At 64.0% G+C, this 18,513-nt stretch carries 18 protein-coding genes and 1 pseudogene; 4 read left to right on the top strand and 15 right to left on the bottom strand.

What is annotated here, in order from left to right; all coding sequences use genetic code 11:
- Positions 1 to 27 precede the first annotated feature (27 nt).
- The 12 genes and pseudogenes from U5768_RS08245 to U5768_RS08190 form a co-directional block, all read right to left on the bottom strand.
- Positions 28 to 564, bottom strand: coding sequence for an ureidoglycolate lyase (locus U5768_RS08245; RefSeq protein WP_322029877.1), 537 nt, complete (start codon positions 562 to 564; stop codon positions 28 to 30).
- Between the two features lie 18 nt (positions 565 to 582).
- Positions 583 to 1,593: an allantoicase gene (alc, locus tag U5768_RS08240; protein ID WP_322029876.1), complete on the bottom strand. Its 1,011-nt coding sequence runs from the start codon at positions 1,591 to 1,593 to the stop codon at positions 583 to 585.
- 79 nt (positions 1,594 to 1,672) lie between these two features.
- A complete protein-coding gene (gene uraD / locus U5768_RS08235) occupies positions 1,673 to 2,194 on the bottom strand; it encodes a 2-oxo-4-hydroxy-4-carboxy-5-ureidoimidazoline decarboxylase (protein WP_322029875.1) in 522 nt (173 codons plus the stop codon).
- Positions 2,191 to 3,150 (bottom strand): allantoinase PuuE, encoded by a 960-nt coding sequence (gene puuE, locus U5768_RS08230; protein WP_322029874.1) that lies wholly within the window; start codon positions 3,148 to 3,150, stop codon positions 2,191 to 2,193. Before puuE ends, uraD begins: the two co-directional genes overlap by 4 nt.
- A gap of 145 nt (positions 3,151 to 3,295) precedes the next feature.
- Positions 3,296 to 4,197: pseudogene (locus U5768_RS08225) on the bottom strand (aspartate/glutamate racemase family protein).
- Between the two features lie 37 nt (positions 4,198 to 4,234).
- On the bottom strand, positions 4,235 to 5,749 hold the full coding sequence (locus tag U5768_RS08220) for an NCS1 family nucleobase:cation symporter-1 (RefSeq protein ID WP_322029872.1): 1,515 nt from the start codon (positions 5,747 to 5,749) through the stop codon (positions 4,235 to 4,237).
- Positions 5,750 to 6,047: 298 nt separating this feature from the next.
- A complete protein-coding gene (locus U5768_RS08215) occupies positions 6,048 to 6,770 on the bottom strand; it encodes a GntR family transcriptional regulator (RefSeq protein ID WP_322029871.1) in 723 nt (240 codons plus the stop codon).
- Between the two features lie 309 nt (positions 6,771 to 7,079).
- Positions 7,080 to 8,006, bottom strand: coding sequence for a muramoyltetrapeptide carboxypeptidase (gene ldcA / locus U5768_RS08210; RefSeq protein ID WP_322029870.1), 927 nt, complete (start codon positions 8,004 to 8,006; stop codon positions 7,080 to 7,082).
- Between the two features lie 25 nt (positions 8,007 to 8,031).
- Positions 8,032 to 8,637: a tRNA adenosine(34) deaminase TadA gene (gene tadA, locus U5768_RS08205; protein ID WP_322030067.1), complete on the bottom strand. Its 606-nt coding sequence runs from the start codon at positions 8,635 to 8,637 to the stop codon at positions 8,032 to 8,034.
- A gap of 65 nt (positions 8,638 to 8,702) precedes the next feature.
- Positions 8,703 to 9,113 carry a DnaJ family domain-containing protein gene (locus U5768_RS08200; protein ID WP_322029869.1) on the bottom strand — a complete coding sequence of 137 codons (411 nt, stop codon included), beginning with the start codon at positions 9,111 to 9,113 and terminating at the stop codon, positions 8,703 to 8,705.
- Positions 9,114 to 9,577: 464 nt separating this feature from the next.
- On the bottom strand, positions 9,578 to 10,774 hold the full coding sequence (locus U5768_RS08195; protein WP_322029868.1) for an amino acid aminotransferase: 1,197 nt from the start codon (positions 10,772 to 10,774) through the stop codon (positions 9,578 to 9,580).
- Positions 10,775 to 10,818: 44 nt separating this feature from the next.
- Positions 10,819 to 12,213: an amino acid permease gene (locus U5768_RS08190; RefSeq protein ID WP_322029867.1), complete on the bottom strand. Its 1,395-nt coding sequence runs from the start codon at positions 12,211 to 12,213 to the stop codon at positions 10,819 to 10,821.
- Between the two features lie 254 nt (positions 12,214 to 12,467).
- Between U5768_RS08190 and U5768_RS08185 the strand changes: the two genes are divergently transcribed.
- The 4 genes from U5768_RS08185 (at position 12,468) to U5768_RS08170 (ending at position 16,123) form a co-directional block, all read left to right on the top strand.
- Positions 12,468 to 12,941, top strand: a complete 474-nt coding sequence (locus tag U5768_RS08185) for an Lrp/AsnC family transcriptional regulator (RefSeq protein ID WP_322029866.1) — start codon at positions 12,468 to 12,470, stop codon at positions 12,939 to 12,941.
- Positions 12,942 to 13,152: 211 nt separating this feature from the next.
- The gene (locus U5768_RS08180; protein ID WP_322029865.1) at positions 13,153 to 13,893 is read left to right on the top strand and encodes an ATP-binding cassette domain-containing protein; all 741 of its coding nucleotides are present in this window, start codon (positions 13,153 to 13,155) and stop codon (positions 13,891 to 13,893) included.
- Between the two features lie 45 nt (positions 13,894 to 13,938).
- A complete protein-coding gene (locus U5768_RS08175) occupies positions 13,939 to 14,934 on the top strand; it encodes an ABC transporter permease (RefSeq protein ID WP_322029864.1) in 996 nt (331 codons plus the stop codon).
- 160 nt (positions 14,935 to 15,094) lie between these two features.
- A complete protein-coding gene (locus U5768_RS08170; protein ID WP_322029863.1) occupies positions 15,095 to 16,123 on the top strand; it encodes a sugar-binding protein in 1,029 nt (342 codons plus the stop codon).
- 69 nt (positions 16,124 to 16,192) lie between these two features.
- Here U5768_RS08170 and U5768_RS08165 read toward each other — a convergent pair whose 3' ends face one another.
- The 3 genes from U5768_RS08165 to guaA form a co-directional block, all read right to left on the bottom strand.
- Entirely contained in the window at positions 16,193 to 16,561 is a 369-nt protein-coding gene (locus tag U5768_RS08165) for a type II toxin-antitoxin system VapC family toxin (protein WP_322029862.1), read from the bottom strand.
- Positions 16,555 to 16,776, bottom strand: a complete 222-nt coding sequence (locus tag U5768_RS08160; protein ID WP_322029861.1) for a ribbon-helix-helix protein, CopG family — start codon at positions 16,774 to 16,776, stop codon at positions 16,555 to 16,557. Before U5768_RS08160 ends, U5768_RS08165 begins: the two co-directional genes overlap by 7 nt.
- 136 nt (positions 16,777 to 16,912) lie before the next feature.
- On the bottom strand, positions 16,913 to 18,496 hold the full coding sequence (gene guaA, locus U5768_RS08155) for a glutamine-hydrolyzing GMP synthase (protein WP_322029860.1): 1,584 nt from the start codon (positions 18,494 to 18,496) through the stop codon (positions 16,913 to 16,915).
- Between the last annotated feature and the right edge of the window lie 17 nt (positions 18,497 to 18,513).

Here is an 18,513-nt window from a genome sequence, read left to right as displayed (position 1 = left end):
TTCCATGCTGCCGCAAGGCGGCGAACATCAGCGCAACCCGGCGTCCATCGCCTCTCGCGTCAACCAGAGCGATTCCGGCAAATCCTGCTCGTTGAGATTGAGCCCCTCCCCGCCGCGATCGACCACGATGAAGTCGCTCACCTCGTCCAGCGCGATCAGCGGATGATGCCAGACGCCCTTCGCATAATTCACGCCCTGCCAGCCGCGCGATACGAACGCGCGAATCTGCGTGACGTCCAGATCGCCGGCGGGCGCGACCACCACGAGATAAGGCTTGTCGTTGAGCGGCACGAACGCCTGGCTGCCCAAAGGATGCCGTTCGAGCATCTTCACTTCGAACGGCAGCTCGCGCGGCTGCCCGCGAAAGAGATTCACGAGCGTGCGGCCGCTTTCGTCGGTGACATCGACTTTCGCGAGATCGTGAAAGCGGATGGTCGTGCCGAGATTGATCGGAATCTGCTTCGCGCCCGCGAGTTCGATCACGTCGCCGAACGGCGCGAACGCCTCGCGCGTGAGCGGTTCGACGGCAAGCGTCGCGCGGGTCAACTGCGTTATTTCACCCATGGTGGCCTCGTCAGCGTATCAGGCGAGCGTGCCCCAGAGGCGCACACGCGAAACGCCGCCATCGGGGATGATGTTGAAGCGCACGTGCGTAACCGGGCCAAGCGCGGCGAGTTCGCTCTCGAAGTAGTGCTGCTTGTCCATCTGCAGCTTCTGCTCGTCGAGCAGCACCGGCCAGAACATCGCCTGGGTCACGAGCGAGCTGTCCGTGCCGCCCGTGACGCGCGCGGCCTGGAACGAGCAGCGGTCCGGATAGTTGCCCTTGAAGTGCGCGGTATCGACTTCGATCTTCTTGATGATGCCCGGCTGCGCGAGCGCGATGATCGCCCAGTCGTTGCCGGGTTCGCGGCGGCGGCGCGTTTCCCAGCCGTCGCCCATGTTCACGCCGCGGCCCGGCATGAGCAGCGTGGAGGCCATGCCGAAGTGCTGGTTGTTCGCGCCCACGAGATACGCGCCGTTTTCCATCGCAGCGAGGTCGAACAGTTCGGTGCGGCTTGCGCCTGCCCAGTCCACCTGCGGCTGGCCATACACGCGCAGACGCGCAATGCCGCCATCGGGATAGATGTTCACGCGCAGGTGCGTGTAGGGCTTGTCGGTCGAGACTTCCACGTAGTGGTGGCTGTTGCCGTTAAGCGACGTCGAGGGGACGATTTCCGTCCATTGCGTCGTCGCGGTAGGTGCGCCATCGGCCACATACGCGCCCTCTACCGAGGCCGCAGGCGGATAGTTGCCGGTGAAATGGCTCGTGTCGATGTCGAGCCCCTTGATGACGCCGGGGCGAGCAAGCTTCACGATGCACCAGTCGTAGCCGGTCGTGCGCTTGCGGCGCGTTTCCCAGCCGTCCATCCACTTGCCATGTTCGTCGTACTTGCCCGGAATGAAGACGGCTGGCTCCGGATTGAGCATGCGATCCTTCGGCGCGAAGAAGTCGTCGCTCGCCTCGAGCGCCTGCGCGCCCAGTCGCGGGTCCGCGAGATTCACGAAGCGGCGCGTGAAATCAGGGGCGTTGGGGTCGAGAGTCGGGAGTGCCATCGTTGTCTTCCTTCGTGTCTTTTCTGTAGGTCAAAACGGCGCTGCGCCCTCGCGCGACAAGCCGGGGCGCATCGCCACGTTACGCGTCGATCAGTTCATCGAGCCTGAAGCGCGCAATGCGGTAAATCTGGTCGAGACTCGCGCGCATTTCGTCGGCGCGGCTATTGTTCACGCGCGCCTCGAAGTTCGCGATGATGCCGTGGCGGTCGTAGCCGCGCACCGCGAGAATGAATGGGAATCCGAACTTCTCGCGATACGCGCCGTTGAGCGCGACCAGCTTGTCGAATTCTTCCTGCGTGCACTGGTTCAGGCCCGCGCCGCTTTGCTCGCGGGTGGATTCGGCGGTCAGCTCGCCGCGCACGGCGGCTTTGCCCGCAAGCTCCGGGTGAGCGTTGATGAGCGCAAGCTGCCTCGTCTCGCCCGAGCTTTCCACGACTTGCGACATGGCGCGATGCAGCGCGTCGACGCTCGCAAACGGACGCTGCTGCGCGGCCGCCTCGGCCACCCAGGGCGAGTGCTCGAAGATGCCCGAAAGCGCCGCCACGAAGGCGTCGGCCGAAGCTTGATTCAGCGTTTCGAGGGTGTAGTGCATTGCCTTCATGCGGCGGCCCCGCGGTGGTCGTTCTGTTGCGGTTGATAGGGATGATGCTCGCGCCAGTGGCGTGCGATGTCCACGCGGCGCGTGACCCACACGCGCTCGTGTTTTTCGATGTGATCGAGAAAGCGCTGCAGCGCGCGAAAACGCCCGGGGCGTCCCAGCAGGCGGCAGTGCATGCCGATCGAGATCATCTTCGGCGCTTCGTCGCCTTCTTCGTAGAGCACGTCGAATGCGTCGCGCAAGTACGTGAAGAAATGGTCCGCCGTGTTGAAGCCCTGAGGCGAGGCGAAGCGCATGTCGTTGGTGTCGAGCGTGTAAGGTACGATCAATTGCGGCACCGTCTTGCCGCCTGTGACTTCCACGTCCATCCAGAACGGCAGGTCGTCGCCGTAGTAATCGGAGTCGTAAAGGAAGCCGCCATATTCGGCCACGAGGCGATGCGTGTTCGGGCTGTCGCGGCCCGTGTACCAGCCAAGCGGGCGCACGCCCGTCACGCGCTCGATCGCTTCCATGCCGAGCTTCATGTGCGCGGCTTCTTTCTCGGGCGAGACGTCCTGGTAGTGAATCCAGCGATAGCCGTGGCACGCGATCTCGTGGCCCAGTTCGACGAATGCGCGCGCAACTTCGGGATGCCGCTCGATCGCCATGCCCACGCCGAACACGGTAAGCGGCAGGCCGCGCTTTTCGAATTCGCGCAGGATGCGCCACACGCCCGCGCGCGAGCCATATTCGTAGATCGACTCCATGCTCATGTGGCGCGCGGGGTATGCCGCCGCACCCACGATTTCGGAGAGAAACTGTTCGGAGCCGGGGTCGCCGTGCAGCACGCAGTTTTCGCCGCCCTCTTCGTAGTTGAGCACGAACTGCACCGCGACGCGCGCCTGGCCCGGCCAGTTGGCCTGTACCGGATGCCGGCCATAACCGATCAGATCGCGGGGATATTGGGGATCGAGTGGCATGCTGGTCGAATCAATCGAATAGAGAGGATCAAACGAAATATCCGCGCGCCGGCGAAGCGCCGTAAAGCGACGGCCGGCGCTGCTTTGCAAGGCCGGACGGACGGTCCGCGCGACCTGCTTGCAGGACCGGTTCAGTGTAGCGAAATCACCCGTACGCGCCCATACGCACGCCCAGATAGTACGGGTCAAGCGAGGTGTATGTGGCCGCCCGGTCTGGCGTCGTCCGGGCGGCCATCCCCGCTTGCACGCGTTGCGCGTTTACCCGTAGCGCACCGGCCGCACGGGCGGCGGCGTTTGCGTGGCGGACGCGGGGTTCGTCGGGCTAAAACGTGCGAAATCGCCGTCGTAACGCTTGGCAAGCGGCCGCGCGAAGTCGCCGCGCTTGGCGGTCGTGAGGCGCAGCGCGACGAGCGCCTCCACCCACTTCACGGCGGCCGTCACGCCGTCCACGACGGGCACGCCCAGCGCGTCCTCCACCTGCGCGCACAAGCTCGTCATGCCCGCGCAACCCAGCACGATCGCATCGGCGCCATCTTCTTCGAGCGCGCGGCGGCACTCTTCGACGATCGCGCGGCGCGCCGCCGATCCCGGTTCATCGAGTTCCAGCACGGCCACGTCGATTGCCCGCACGTTGCGGCAAAAACGCGTCATGCCATAACGCTCGGCGAGATGCCAGGCCATGGCGCGCGTTCGCGAAAGCGTCGTCACGACGGAGAAGCCGGGCGCGAGTACGCTCGCCGCATGCATCGCGGCTTCGGCAATACCCACGACGGGCCCACGCGCCAACTCTCGCGCCGCATAGAGGCCCGGGTCGCCAAAGCACGCGATCACATAGCCGTCGAAGCCTTCGCGCTCGCCCGCCTCCACCTCGGCGAGCAGGCCGGGTGTCGCGAGCGCCTCGTCGTAATAACCCTCGATCGACGGCGGCCCCATCGTCGGGCTCACCGCGACCACCTCCGTGCCCGGCGCGATCACGGCGCGCGCGCACTCTTGCATCGCCGCGGTCATGCGCTGCGTGGTGTTCGGATTGATCAATTTGATGCGCATTTCGATTCCTTCGTCGATACCTGGTTTTGCGTGAAACTCATGCGTTTGCGCGAGCGCGTTCGCCCATGGTGAGCGCGCGATAGAACAACGCGCCGAGCGCTGCGCCCACGAACCACGAGAAGTTCGCGGCGCCCCCGAGCGACGGCACCATCACGCAGAGAACCGCGATCACCGCTGCCGGCAGCAAGGCCGACACCGCGCGCCAGTTCACGCCGTTGCGATACCAGTACGCGCCCTTCGGCGACACGGTGTAGAGGTCGTCGACGGCAAGACGTCCGCGCTTCACGAGATAAAAATCGACGATCAGGACACCGTACAAAGGTCCGATGAAGGCGCCGAGCACGTCGAGCGTGTAGTGAATCACGGCAGGGTTGTTGAAGAGATTCCACGGCGTGATGAAAATCGACGCCACGGCGGCGAGCATGCCACCCGCACGCCAGCTAATGAGCCGCGGCGCGACATTGGAAAAGTCGAACGCGGGCGAAACGAAGTTCGCGACGATGTTGATGCCGATGGTCGCAATGGTGAACGTGAGCGCGCCGAGAATCACGGCAGTCGGATGATCGATGCGGCCGACCGTTTCGACAGGATCGGTAATCAGTTGTCCGAACACAGGCAGCGTTGCCGAAGTCGTGATGACGGTGACGAGCGAGAACGCCAGGAAGTTAACCGGCAGGCCCCAGAAGTTGCCCTTGTGAACGCTCTTGAGCGACTTGCCATAGCGCGAGAAGTCGCCGAAATTGAGCATCGGCCCCGAGAAATACGACACCACGAGCGAGATCGCGGTAATCATCACGGGAATCACTTCGGCGCCGTGATACTTCACGCCGCCGAGATTCAGGCCGATGTTGCGCCAGCCCGCGCGATACACCATGTAGCCGGCGAGCGCGAACATCACGACATACACAGCCGGCCCGGCGAAGTCGATGAACTTCTTGATCGTCTCCATGCCGTTCCAGAACACGAGCGCCTGAAGCACCCAGAGCGTCATGAACCCGGCCCAGCCCACGGCAGAAAGGCCGAGCAGGCCGTGCTTGTGCACGTCGGCATAAGGCATGAGTTGCGGAACGAACTTGAGGACGACGATCACGAGCGCGCTCGATGCGAGGTAGGTCTGGATGCCGTACCACGCCACGGCGATGAGGCCGCGAATCACGGCGGGAACGTTGGCGCCGAGCACGCCGAAGGTGCCGCGACAGGCCACCGGGTATGGCACGCCGTGGCGTTGGCTCGGCCGCGCGATCAGGTTGCAGAGCACGTTGACGATGGAGATGCCGACGATCAGCGCGACGAGCACTTGCCAGCTCGTGAGGCCGAGCGCGAAGAGGCTCCCCGCGAACACATACCCGCCGACGCTGTGCACGTCGGACATCCAGAACGCGAAGATGTTGTACGCGCCCCAGGTCTGTTCCTTGAGCGGCGCGAGATCGTGGTTGTAGAGCCGCTCGCTATAGCCGGCCGGCAAGCGCAGGTTTTCTGCGGACTCGCTGCTTTCGTCAGATTCGAAGTGGGGCACTGCCGGACTGCCGGGTGACGCGCTGAACTGAGCCATGATTCGCTCCCTGGATGGATTTGCCGACGGAAAAAAGACGCCTGAACGCCTCGAAACGCGTGCGTACCGCCGCTGGACGCGGCCGCCGCGATATCCCCGAATGGTCTGGCCTTCACGGGCACTGCGCCGGTCGCCGCCTGCGGGCGCCCTGTAACGCTGTGCCTGTTCGAACCGCACGCATGCACGGCATGCGCACCACTCCATCCTTTTCAGCCGCGGCGGCCTGCGTTTGTCGTAGGCCGCCGCGCTTTACTGCAATCCTTTACCGCAGACCGTTCAGTGCCGCTTCATGCGCGGGTCAGCGTGCAAGCGAGGTCGCCTCGCGAGCGCCGAACACTTCCTGCAAGTCGACCGAAGCGCCCGCGGGCCGGTCGAGCATCCGCAGTTCGACACCCTGCAAATGGCGCACCATGAGGTCGACCGCCCCTTTCTCGTCGCCCGCCTCCAGCGCCGCGAGAATCGCCTCGTGGTCGTCGAACGAACACGGGCTGCGTCCCGGCGATTCGTAGAGCGCGGAGATCAGCGTCGAGCGCGCCACGAGTCCGTTGAGGCAATCGCACAGCACCGTGTTGCCGGTGAGCGTGGCGAGCGACGTATGAAATTCGCCCGAAAGCCGGATCCACGTCGGAAAGTCGCGCCCTTCGAAGGCCTTGCGCTCGCGCCGGATCGTCTCGCCGATCGTTTTCAGTCGACGGTTGCCGTGCTGCGCGCTGCAAATGCGCCCCACCACGGCCAACTCGATGATCCGCCGCATTTCGAACACCTCGTGCACTTCCTGGAGTGTCGGGCTTGCGACGAACGCGCCGCGATTGGGCTCCAGATCCACGAGATGGTCCTTCGCGAGCAGCGCGAGCGCCTGACGGATCGGGCCGCGCTTCACGCCGAATACTTCGCACAACTGTGCTTCTGTCAACTTCGCGCCGGGCGGCAGCCGGTGCTCGAGAATCGCTGCGCGGATTCGCGCCGCGATCGCCTCGGGCTTCATGCCGGTTGCTTCGGCGTCCATATCGGTCTTTCGCATGGCTCGGGTCTCTATGTTGGGTATCCTAGGTTGGACATAAATATTGTCAACAATTTTGTGGGCGAACCTGGGGAAGATACCCACGCACGCCTGAACTGCCACATGCCTCTTATCGGTGAAACACGCTTTATTTCGGGGAATTCAGCACCGGCATGGTGATTGGCCGCCCCAATTCGGCCGCCTTTTTTGTCAACAATTTAGAGCGATAACGCGTATGAGAGCAGAGGCCGATGCCAGACGGGTTTGGCCGTTAGTTGCATAATAGTTCATGAAAAAAGCGCCCGAAAGCGCTCCTGTCGCAGGGTGAAATCAACTGAGATGCGGGTAATCGTTCACGGTCAGTTCGAAGCCATGCGCGGTGGCATTCAATTGCGCGGGCGCGCCGACCGGCAGCGTGACCATATCCGGAATATGGCCAAACGGCAGGCCCGTCACCACCGGAATGCCCACGACGGCGCGCACCTGCTCCACCATTTCGCGCAGATCGTAACCGTTGTCGTAATCGAACGGCTTGTGGCCCGTGAAATCGCCCAGCACCAACGCTTGCTGGCGAGCAAGAATGCCGGACAGGTGCAACTGATAAATCATGCGCTCGATGCGAAACGGCTGCTCGTTCACGTCTTCGACGAACAGGATGCCGCCCTCGACCGGCGGGAGATAAGGTGTCCCGATCAGCGAAGTCAGCACCGCCAGGTTGCCGCCCCACAACGTGCCCGAAACATTCGTCGATTGCGGCTGGGGCGCATTCACCTTGAGCGTGTAGCCCGGTTTCGAGAGCGTGTCCCAGAAGTGATGCATCGTGAAGCTGCTGAGGCTTTCCGCGCCGAAGTCACTGCAGAGCATCGGACCGCCGAACGTCGTGAGTCCGGCGCGCGCGAGCAGCGCAAGCTGAATGGCGGTGAAATCGCTATGCCCCACGAACGCGATGGGCTGGTCCTTCAAGCGGCGCTGCAATCCGTCGTAATCGAGACCGTGCAGGATACGCACCGCGCCATAGCCGCCGCGCACGGCAAGCACGATGTCCGGCAAGTCGCGCGACGGATCGGCGAGGCGGTTCAGTTCGGCCGCACGTTGGCCGTCTGTGCCGGCAAAGCGCTGATAACGCCGCTGGGTCGCCTGCACGCCGTCGACGTGATGGCCCTGTGCCCGCAACCGTGCAAGCGCACGGTGCACCGCTTCCGGATCGTGCGGATAACCGGATGGTGCGATCAGTTCGATGGTGCGATGAATGGTCATGTGGAATTCGATGCAACCGTGAGATTCAACCCGCGGGTTCGTCCGGACCGGCCACGCCCGCTCCTTCCTGTGCTTCACCGGCCTGTTCCCGAGCCGCCCGGCGCGCTTCCCGGCTCGCACGGCGCCGGTCGGCGAAGAACGCGCGCAGCGCCTCGCCGCACTCGTCCGCCAGCACGCCGCCCGCAACGCTCGTGTGATGATTCAACTGCGCGTTGGCAAAGGCATCGACCACACTGCCGCATGCGCCGGTTTTCGGATCGTGCGCGCCGAACACCACGCGTGCGATGCGCGCATGCATGATCGCGCCGGCGCACATCAGGCACGGTTCAAGGGTCACATAGAGTTCGCAGCCGGGCAAGCGGTAGTTACCCAGCGCGTGCGCGCCTGCGCGTAAGGCTGCCATTTCGGCGTGCGCGGAAGGATCGTGCGCGCCGATCGGATGATTGAAGCCCGAGGCGATCACTTCGTCGCCGCGCACGAGCACGGCGCCCACGGGCACTTCGCCGGCAGCGCGCGCCTCGACGGCCGCGGCTTGCGCGAGGCGCATGAAATGCCGGTCGCGTTCGGAAACGGGAGAAACGGATGGGGTATCGGCCACGGACGGTTCAGCGGGAACCGGTCCGGCAGGCAAGCTGGCCGCGGGGTGCGCCTCTTCGCGTTCGCCGCCAGCGGCGTGTGGCTGGACGGGAGAGCCCGTCACGCCGCCCCCGCCGCGAGCGCCGGCTGGCCGGGCTCGCCGGTTGCACGTTCGGACAAACGCTCCGCAATGCGGCGGCGGTATTCGTGCGGCACGACCATCGGGCCGCCGCGCAAGGATTCGAGCGCCATGTCGAGCGCCAGCATGCGCGCGCGCAGACGGCATTGCGCGGCCTTGTCGCCCACGGTGGCGAGGTCGTCTTCAAGGTCGCGCAGGGCTCGCAGTTGTTCGACTGCGGGCGGCACGAACCCGGCGTTCTTCAGGATGCGGTGGGCTATGCGCACTTCTTCGGGCACGAGCAAGTCGTCGTCGAGCGCCTGCGGCGCACCGGCGCCGGGCAGGTCGTCGAAGTCACCGCGCGCCACGGCGGCGGCAATTCGCTGTTCGACGAGGGCATCAAGCAATTTCATCAGCAATCCACTACGTTGCGGCTCCCGCATTCTATCAGGGTAAGACCTGGAAGACCGTGCGCCGCTGGCACGTGTGTCATCGACTCCTTACAGCTTGACAGACGGGCGGTTTGATGCGGGATGAATCGTCGTGAACGATGAAACCTGGAATTGTCTGATGGCAGGTTGCGGCAGGCGAGGCGTATGGTTACGCGGTCAATGCTTCTTTCTCACCCGCGATGAAACAACCCGCTACGCGCCGACTTCGCCTCGCCGCCCTCTGCCTCTTGATCACTGCCGGCCTTTCGGGCTGCGGCGTAATCTGCGGAGCCGCGGGCGGCAGCGGCGCTGGCATTGCCGGCGGCTGCGGCACCAGCATGCGATTCTGATGGCCAGATGCGAAAACGCCGCTGGAGCGTCCGGTTCGTACCGGCACCCCAGCGGCGCGCTAGAAGGCATCCAGGGCGCGACGCCCCGCCCTTCCCTTAGTCCTTCATCACCTTGCCCACCGCGTCGACCACGACGCTCACATTCTTCTCGTTCAGGCCGGCGACACACATGCGGCCAGAGCGCAGGATATACACGCCGAATTCTTCCTTCAGGCGCCCGACCTGCTTCTCGCTCAAGCCCGTGTAGGTGAACATGCCGCGCTGCTTCACGTAGCGCGCGAGCGCCGCTTCGCCCGCATGCGCGCGCAGGCCGTCGTGAATTGCCACGCGCATGCGCGCAATGCGCTCGCACATCGCCGTCAGTTCCTGCTCCCACGACGCCTTCAGTTCCGGCGTGTTCAGCACGCGCGTGACGATCTTCGCGCCGTGAGTCGGCGGATTGCTGTAGTTCGCGCGCACCGAGCCCGTGAGCTGGCCGAGCACGCGATCGGCGGCGGCCGCGTCTTCGCAGATCACGTGCAGACCGCCGCAACGTTCGCCGTAGAGCGAGAAGTTCTTCGAGAACGAATTCGCCACGAACGCCGGCACGCCGCGGCGCGAGAGTTCGCGCACGGCGAACGCGTCGTCCTCGAGACCCGCGCCGAAGCCCTGATACGCCATGTCGACGAACGGCAGCAGGTCGCGCTTTTGCAGCACGTCGATCAGTTGCTCCCACTGCGCGCGATCGAGATCGACGCCCGTCGGGTTATGGCAGCACGCGTGCAGCAGCACGACGCTCTTCGCCGGCAGTGCGTCGATGGCCGAGAGCATCGCCTCGAACTTCAGGCCGCCCGTCTCCTCGTCGTAGTACGGGTACGTGTTTACCGTGAACCCCGCGCGCTCGAAGATGAAGCGATGGTTCTCCCACGTCGGATCGCTCACCCACACCTGGCTGGTCGCGAAGTAACGCTTGATGAAGTCCGCGCCGACCTTGAGCGCGCCCGAGCCGCCCAGCGTCTGCACGGTCGCGATGCGGCCCGCCGCGCGCGAGGGGCACTCCGCGCCGAACACGAGTGCCTGCACGGCGTCGCGATACTGCGCGAAACCCGCCATGGGCAGATACGGCTTCGCGCCCGGCTCCTCCAGAATCGCGGCCTCGGCCTTGTGAACGGCCTTCATGACCGGCAGACGGCCTTCGTCGTCGAAGTAAATGCCGATGCTCAGATTGACCTTGTTCTGCCGCGGATCCTTCTGGAAGTTCTCGTTGAGCGAGAGGATCGGGTCGCCGGGATAGGCATCGATGTGTTCGAACATGCTGTTTTAACTCTCTGGACGAAATTCGGGACGAATATCAGCGCTTACGGAGCCGGCACGCCGCGTTGCAGCGCCGGCGCCGACTTGCGGCACCACAGGCGGTAGGCGAGCCCAAGCACGCCCAGCCAGACCGGAATCAGGTACACGGAAATCCGCAGATCCGGAATCAGATACATTACAACGAGAATGCCGCCGAGGAACGCGAGACACACATAGTTCGTGAGCGGATAACCGAGGCTGCGAAACGCGGTCGTCTGCCCGGCGCGCGCCTTCTCGCGGCGAAACTTCAGGTGGATCAGGCTGATCATCGCCCAGTTGATGATGAGCGCGGACACGACGAGCCCCATCAGCAGCTCGAACGCCTTGCCCGGCATGAAGTAGTTGATGATCACGCAAGCGGCCGTCACGAACGCCGATACCCCGAGCGCCGCCAGCGGAATGCCGCGCCGGCTCACCTTGAGCAGCGCCCTGGGCGCATTGCCCTGCTGCGCGAGGCCGTAGAGCATGCGGCTGTTGCAGTACACGCCGCTGTTGTAGACCGAAAGCGCGGCCGTCAGCACGACGAGGTTGAGCACGTTGGCCACGAGGTCGCTGTTCATCGCGTGGAAGATCAGTACGAAGGGGCTGCCGCCAGCCACGACCTTCTGCCACGGATAGAGCGAGAGCAGCACGCCGAGCGCGCCGATGTAGAAAATCAGGATGCGGTAGATCACCTGATTGGTCGCGCGCGGAATGCTGTGCGAGGGATCGTCGGCTTCCGCCGCGGTGATGCCCACCAGTTCGAGGCCGCCGAACGAGAACATCACGACCGCCATCGCCATGACGAGACCGGAAACGCCGTGCGGGAAAAAGCCGCCATTGCGCCAAAGATTCGTCACGCTCGCCTCGGGACCGGCCGAGCCGGAGAACAGCAACCACCCGCCAAAGGCGATCATGCCGACGATCGCGAGCACCTTGATGATCGCGAACCAGAACTCGAGTTCGCCGTACGACTTGACGCTCGTGAGGTTGATGCCGTTGATCAGCACGAAGAACACGAGCGCCGAAACCCACGTGGGCAACGCCGGCCACCAGTAATGCATGTAGATGCCGACCGCCGAAAGCTCGGCCATGCTCACGAGCACGTAGAGCACCCAGTAGTTCCAGCCGGAGAGAAAGCCCGCGAACGGGCCGAAATACTTGTCGGCGAAATAGCTGAACGAACCGGCGACGGGCTCGTCCACGACCATCTCGCCCAACTGCCGCATGATGAAGAACGCAATGATGCCGGCGATGCCGTAGCCGAGCAGCACCGAAGGGCCGGCGGTCTGGATCGTCTGCGCAATGCCGAGGAACAGGCCCGTGCCGATCGCCCCGCCCAGCGCAATGAGCTGGATGTGGCGATTCTTGAGCCCGCGTTTTAGCTGGCCGCGATTTTCACGCGTGTCGTTTGAAACCATGTCTCTTCCTGTCTCCGACTTGTCTGCGCGGGCCCCGGGCATCCGGGTGGAACGCCGACTCCGCGTCACGAAATAAAATTGCGCGCACAACGTTCTGCGCCGGCGCGCTGCCAGGCTTGGCGGTGTTGGCCGCCAGCCTGATCTGGTGCGCCCAGTGTATAGTTGGCGCGGAAAAATATGATTTCATCTCGTACGCAGGCAAACCCTGATTGATACAATTCCCTCTCGCCTCCAACCCATCTCACGCAAGATAAATGCAAAATCTCGCGCTCGACACGATCGACATGCGGCTTCTCGCCGCGCTGCAGGAGCACGGCCGCGCCTCGAACCTCGAACTCGCGGCCGCGATCAAGCTCTCGCCCGCGCAGACGCTGCGCCGTCACCGGCGGCTCGAGGAACTCGGCGTGATCCGGCGCTACGAGACGCGGCTCGACGCGCAAACGCTTGGCTTCGGCGTGGTCGCCTTCATTCAGGTGACGATGGAACGCGGGCACATGCGCGAACTCGTGAAGTTCAAGGAACTCGTCGCGACGTTGCCGCAAGTGCAGGAGTGCTACTCCGTGACAGGCGATATCGACTACGTGCTGAAGGTGGTGGCGCGCGACCTCAAGGCGCTTTCCGAATTCCTGCTCGATACGCTGATGCGCGCGCCCGGCGTGAACAGCGTGCAATCGATCGTCTGCCTCGATGAACTCAAGGGAACGAGTGCGATGCCGCTGGAAGCCTGAGTCAAGCGCGCGCCAGGTCCGGCTGGCGGGGTAATCCGGCAAAAATGCAATTTTATCTCATCGGCGCCCTTCTGGAGGCGCCGCAGGCCCGGCTGACGAAATAGTCTTGCTAAAAGCCCCATCGTGCTCTAAAAAACAGGCTAGTCAGCATGTCTATCGGCCAGCCTGGACACGGCAACGGGCGGCTTCACGAGCGCGAGCGTGACAGTCCATGAGTCTTCTTGAACTCAGAGGCGTTTCCAGGCACTTCGGCGCCATTCAAGCGCTGACCGAGGTGACATTGAGCCTGGAACCCGGCGAGGTGGTCGGACTCATGGGCGACAACGGAGCCGGAAAATCCACGCTGGTGAAGGTGATCGCCGGCAACTTCCCGCCCTCTCACGGCGAAGTTCTCATCGACGGCAAGCCCGTTCATTTCAGCCGGCCCGTCGACGCCCGCGCCAAGGGCATCGAAGTCGTGTATCAGGATCTCGCGCTCTGCGACAACCTCACGGCGGCGGCCAATGTCTTTCTCGGGCGCGAGCCGCGCATCGGCATATGGCCGTTTCGCGTGCTCGATCACGCGGCCATGTACCGGCGCGCCGCCGAGCTTTTCAAGGAACTGAAGTCCGAAACGCGCCCGCGCGATCTCGTCCGGCAGATGTCGGGCGGCCAGCGGCAAGCCGTGGCGATCGCGCGCACGCGTCTGTCCGAGGCGCGGCTCGTGCTCATGGACGAACCCACCGCCGCGATCAGCGTGCGGCAGGTGGCGCAGGTGCTCGACCTCATCAAGCGACTGTCCGAGCATGGCATTGCCGTCATCCTCATCAGTCACCGCATGCCCGACGTGTTCGAGGTCGCCCATCGCGTGGTCGTCATGCGGCGCGGACGCAAGGTCGCCGACAAGAAAACCGCTGCGTCCTCGCCGGAGGAAGTCACCGGTCTTATTACTGGAGCGATTGCCGCCGCGTGAGACAGGAGACCGAAATTGAACGATGCGCCGCAAAGGCCAAACCCGATGCCAACACTGCTTGACGATCCCCAATCCGCGAAAACCCACACCCACTGGAGCGGACTGCTGGCGAGCCAGGTGTTCTGGGTGGTGCTCGCCACGCTCTTCGCGTGCATCGTGCTCTCGTTCGTCACGTCGACGTTCGCCACGCAGCAGAATCTCTTCAACGTCACGCGCAACTTCGCCTTCGTCGCCATCGTCGCGCTGGGCATGATGGCCATCATCGTCACAGGCGGCATCGACATTTCGGTCGGCTCGACGATCGGCCTGAGCGGCATCGTGCTTTCCGTCACCATGAACGCCGGCTATCCGATCTGGGCGGGCATCGGCCTCGGCCTGCTCACGGCGGGACTCGTCGGGCTCGTGAACGGCGTGCTCATCGCGTATCTCAACATGCAGCCCTTCGTCGTCACGCTCGGCATGCTGAGCGTGGGCCGCAGCCTCGCACTCGTGATCTCGGGCAGCCGGACCATCTTCGAATTCGGACCCGACGGGCACAAGCTGCTCGTGCTCGGCGGCGGCAAGACGCTCGGCGTCGCCAACCCCGTCTGGTTCCTGATCGTCCTCGGCCTGCTGTTCTGGTTCGCCTTCGCCTTCACGCGCTGGGGCCGCTATGTCTTCGCAGTCGGCGGCAACCGGCATGCGGCGAATCTCACGGGCGTACCGGTGCGCCGCGTGATCTGCTCGGTCTACGTGCTGGGCGGCTTGATGGCGGGCGTCGCGGCCGTGCTCGAAGTGGGCTGGCTCGGCGCGGTGACCACGGGCCTCGGCACCGGCGACGAACTCCGCGTGATCGCCGCCACGGTGATCGGCGGCACCAATCTCGCGGGCGGCGTGGGCAGCGCATTCGGCACCGTCGTCGGCGCGGCGCTCATCGAAGTGATCCGCAACAGCCTGATTCTGCTCGGCGTCGACTCGTTCTGGCAGGGCACGGTCGTCGGCGGGTTCATCATCGTCGCCGTGCTGTTCAACCGGCTCGGCGGCGAGCGGCAAGGAGACTGACCGGATCGCCGATTTCAGGGAGGCGCGGCCGGCCTGCATGCGGAACCGCCGGACGCCAGCCACAACGACCAAGCGCGCAAACAACGCAAGGTTCCGCAGGAAGCCCAAAGCACGGGCGCGGGCTTTCCTTCCGATGACGAACGAAGACTGTACGAGACACGTGCGCCGTCCAACCGGCGCCGAACAGGAGGAAACCATGAAGAAGGCGTGGAAGTATCTCGCTGCGATCGGAGGGCTCGCGATGCTGGCCTCTTCCGCCTACGCAGCCGACAAGACCCTCGCGCTCGTCGTGAAGGGTCTCGACAATCCGTACTTCGACCTCATGCACCAGGGCTGCGACCGGGCCAACAAGGAGTTAAGCAAACAGGGCTACAACTGCTATTACACGGGGCCCGCGACTGCCGCGGACGAAAGCGCCGAAGTGCAGATCGTCGACGACCTGCTGACCAAGGGCGTCGCGGCGATTGCGATCTCGCCGTCGAATGCGCCGGCCATTGCCGAAGTGATCCGCCGCCGCAATACCAAAATCCCGATTATCACCGCCGACGCCGATCTGCTGCCGAAGGACCAGTCGCTGCGCAAGGCGTACGTGGGCACCGACAACTACGAGCTGGGCGTGAAGCTCGGCGAACAGTTGAAGACGCTCATGCCCAAGGGCGGCAACATCTGCCTCGTGATGGGCAACCCGGCGGCCGAGAACATCAACCAGCGCGCTCAGGGCACGCGCGATTATCTTTCGGGCAAGAAAGGCATCAAGAAGCTGGCGGGCGAAAACAACTGGCACGAGATCAGCGCGTGTCCGCTCTACGTGAACGACGATGCCGCGAAAGCGAACCAGATGATGCAGGACACCCTCACCGCGAACACCGGCACGCTTCAGGCGTTCGTATTCGAGGGCGGCTGGCCGCTCTTCGCACCCGAAGCGTATTCGCAGGTCGTCGCACCGCTCATGGACAAGATCAACAGCGGCCAGTTCGTGATCGTTTCAGCCGATACACTCGGACCGGAACTGCAGGCGCTCAAGGACCACAAGGTCAACGCGCTGGTCGGCCAGCGGCCTGAGGAAATGGGCTACCAGGCCGCGATGGTGATGCGCGACCTGGCGGAAGGGAAAACGGTGAAGCCCATCGTTCACACGGGTCTCGATGTTTGCACCTGGAAGAACGCGGATACGTGCCTGAAGCACTGAGGGCGTTACGGCGCGCAAGCCGGGGCTGGCTAGCCCGGCTTGCGCCGCGAGGGTTCCCCCGACTACGCGCTAGACCTTGTATGGCACGCGAATGCCGGGCTCGTCTGCGGAGAAGTCCTTCGTGTTGCGCGACACCAGTAGCAGCGAGTGAGCCTGCGCGGTCGCCCAAACGATCGCGTCAGGCAAGCGCACCTTTTTCGTTCGGCGGATCGCGACCGCGCGGTCCGCAATGCGGTGGTCGAGTTCAAGCACGTCGAACGACGACGCCAGCCAGCCGCGAATGGCCGCTTCGTCCTCCGGCTGCGCGCCGACCATGACTTCCATCCACGTGATCGTGCTGATTGCGCGATATTCGTAGCGCGCCAGCTCCTTTTTCGCCTGAAGGATGCCGCTGAGGTAATCGATCAGGATGTTGGTGTCGAAGAGCGCTCTTACCATTCCGAACGCAGCTCCCGCTGATAGTCGAGGCCGTCGATCTGCTTGCCCTTCCAAGCCCCGAAAACGTCCGCCCCTTCGGCCGAGCGCTTGCGCTGCGCGATATAGGACTCGATCGCCTCACGAATGATTGCCGCCCGCGACCGATGCTCGGTCTGCACGAGCGCCGCCAGCTCTTCGACTTGCGCGTCGGTCAGGTCTATCAAAATCCGGCTCATTTTGCTCTCCATACACGATATACATATCGTATATCAAACCGTGATGGAAGGCACGCGCCGGGAGCAAAAAACCCGCGCCGGCTCAAGGTGCCAGACGCGGGTTTTTTTGGCTAGCCAGCGGGCTAGTGGGAGAACGTTACTCCCACTCGATTGTCGCCGGCGGCTTCCCCGAGATGTCGTACACGACACGATTGATGCCGCGCACCTCATTAATGATGCGATTCGACACATGCCCGAGCAACTCGTGCGGCAGATGCGCCCAGTGCGCCGTCATGAAGTCGAGCGTCTGCACGGCGCGCAGCGCGACGACATACTCGTAGGTGCGGCCATCGCCCATCACGCCGACGCTCTTCACGGGCAGGAACACGGCGAACGCCTGGCTCGTGAGTTCGTACCACGACTTGCCGGTTTCCTTATCGATCGTGTTGCGCAGCGTCTCGATGAAGATCGCATCTGCGCGGCGCAGCAGGTCTGCAAAATCGCGCTTCACTTCGCCGAGAATGCGCACGCCGAGGCCCGGCCCCGGGAACGGATGGCGATACACCATTTCGTGCGGCAGACCGAGCTTCACGCCCAATTCGCGCACTTCGTCCTTGAAAAGTTCGCGCAGCGGTTCGAGCAGCTTGAGGTTCAGCGTTTCCGGCAAACCGCCCACGTTGTGATGGCTCTTGATCGTGTGCGCGGCCTTCTTGCCCTTGCCCGCCGACTCGATGACGTCCGGATAGATCGTGCCTTGCGCAAGCCACTTCGCGTCCGTCAGCTTGCCCGCTTCGGTCTGGAACACTTCGACGAACTCCGCGCCGATGATCTTGCGCTTCGCTTCCGGATCGGTCACGCCCGCGAGCTTCGACATGAAAGCTGCGCTCGCGTCGACATGGATCACCTTCACGCCGAGGTTGTCGGCGAACATCGACATCACCTGCTCGGCCTCGTTAAGGCGCAAGAGGCCATGATCGACGAACACACAGGTCAACTGGTCGCCAATCGCGCGGTGCAAGAGCGCTGCGGCGACCGACGAATCCACGCCGCCCGAAAGGCCGAGAATCACATGCTCGTTGCCCACCTGCTTGCGGATCGTCGCGACGGCTTCGTCGATGTAGTGGCCCATTTCCCAGTCGGCTTTGGCGCCGCAGATGCCGAGCACGAAGCGCTCGAGCATCGCGCGGCCCTGCACCGTGTGCGTGACTTCCGGGTGCCATTGCAGGCCGTAGAAATGGCGCGCTTCGTCGGCCATCGCCGCGATCGGGCAGGATTCCGTCGACGCCATTAGCTGAAAGCCGGCCGGCATTTCCGTGACCTTGTCGCCGTGGCTCATCCACACCTTGAGCATGCCGTGGCCTTCGCTCGTGCGGAAATCTTCGATGCCGTCGAGGAAGCTCGTATGGTTGCGCGCGCGCACTTCGGCGTAACCGAATTCGCGCACGTGGCCGCCGTCGACTTTGCCGCCGAGTTGTTCGGCCATCGTCTGCATGCCGTAGCAAATGCCGAGCACGGGCACGCCCAGTTCGAACACGGCTTGCGGCGCGCGCGGCGTGTCGGTGTCGGTGACCGAGTTCGGGCCGCCCGAGAGGATGATGCCCTTCGGCGCGAATTCGCGCACGAACGCGTCGTCCACATCGTACGGATGGATTTCCGAATAGACGTGGGCTTCGCGCACGCGGCGCGCGATGAGCTGGGTGACTTGCGAGCCGAAGTCGAGAATCAGGATTTTGTCGTGCATGGCTGCGGACGAGACCT

It is taken from the genome of Paraburkholderia sp. J76, from assembly GCF_905220295.1.
Taxonomy (GTDB): domain Bacteria; phylum Pseudomonadota; class Gammaproteobacteria; order Burkholderiales; family Burkholderiaceae; genus Paraburkholderia.
Note: the sequence above shows the minus strand (reverse complement) of the source record. Positions and strands in the feature narration are given on the sequence as shown.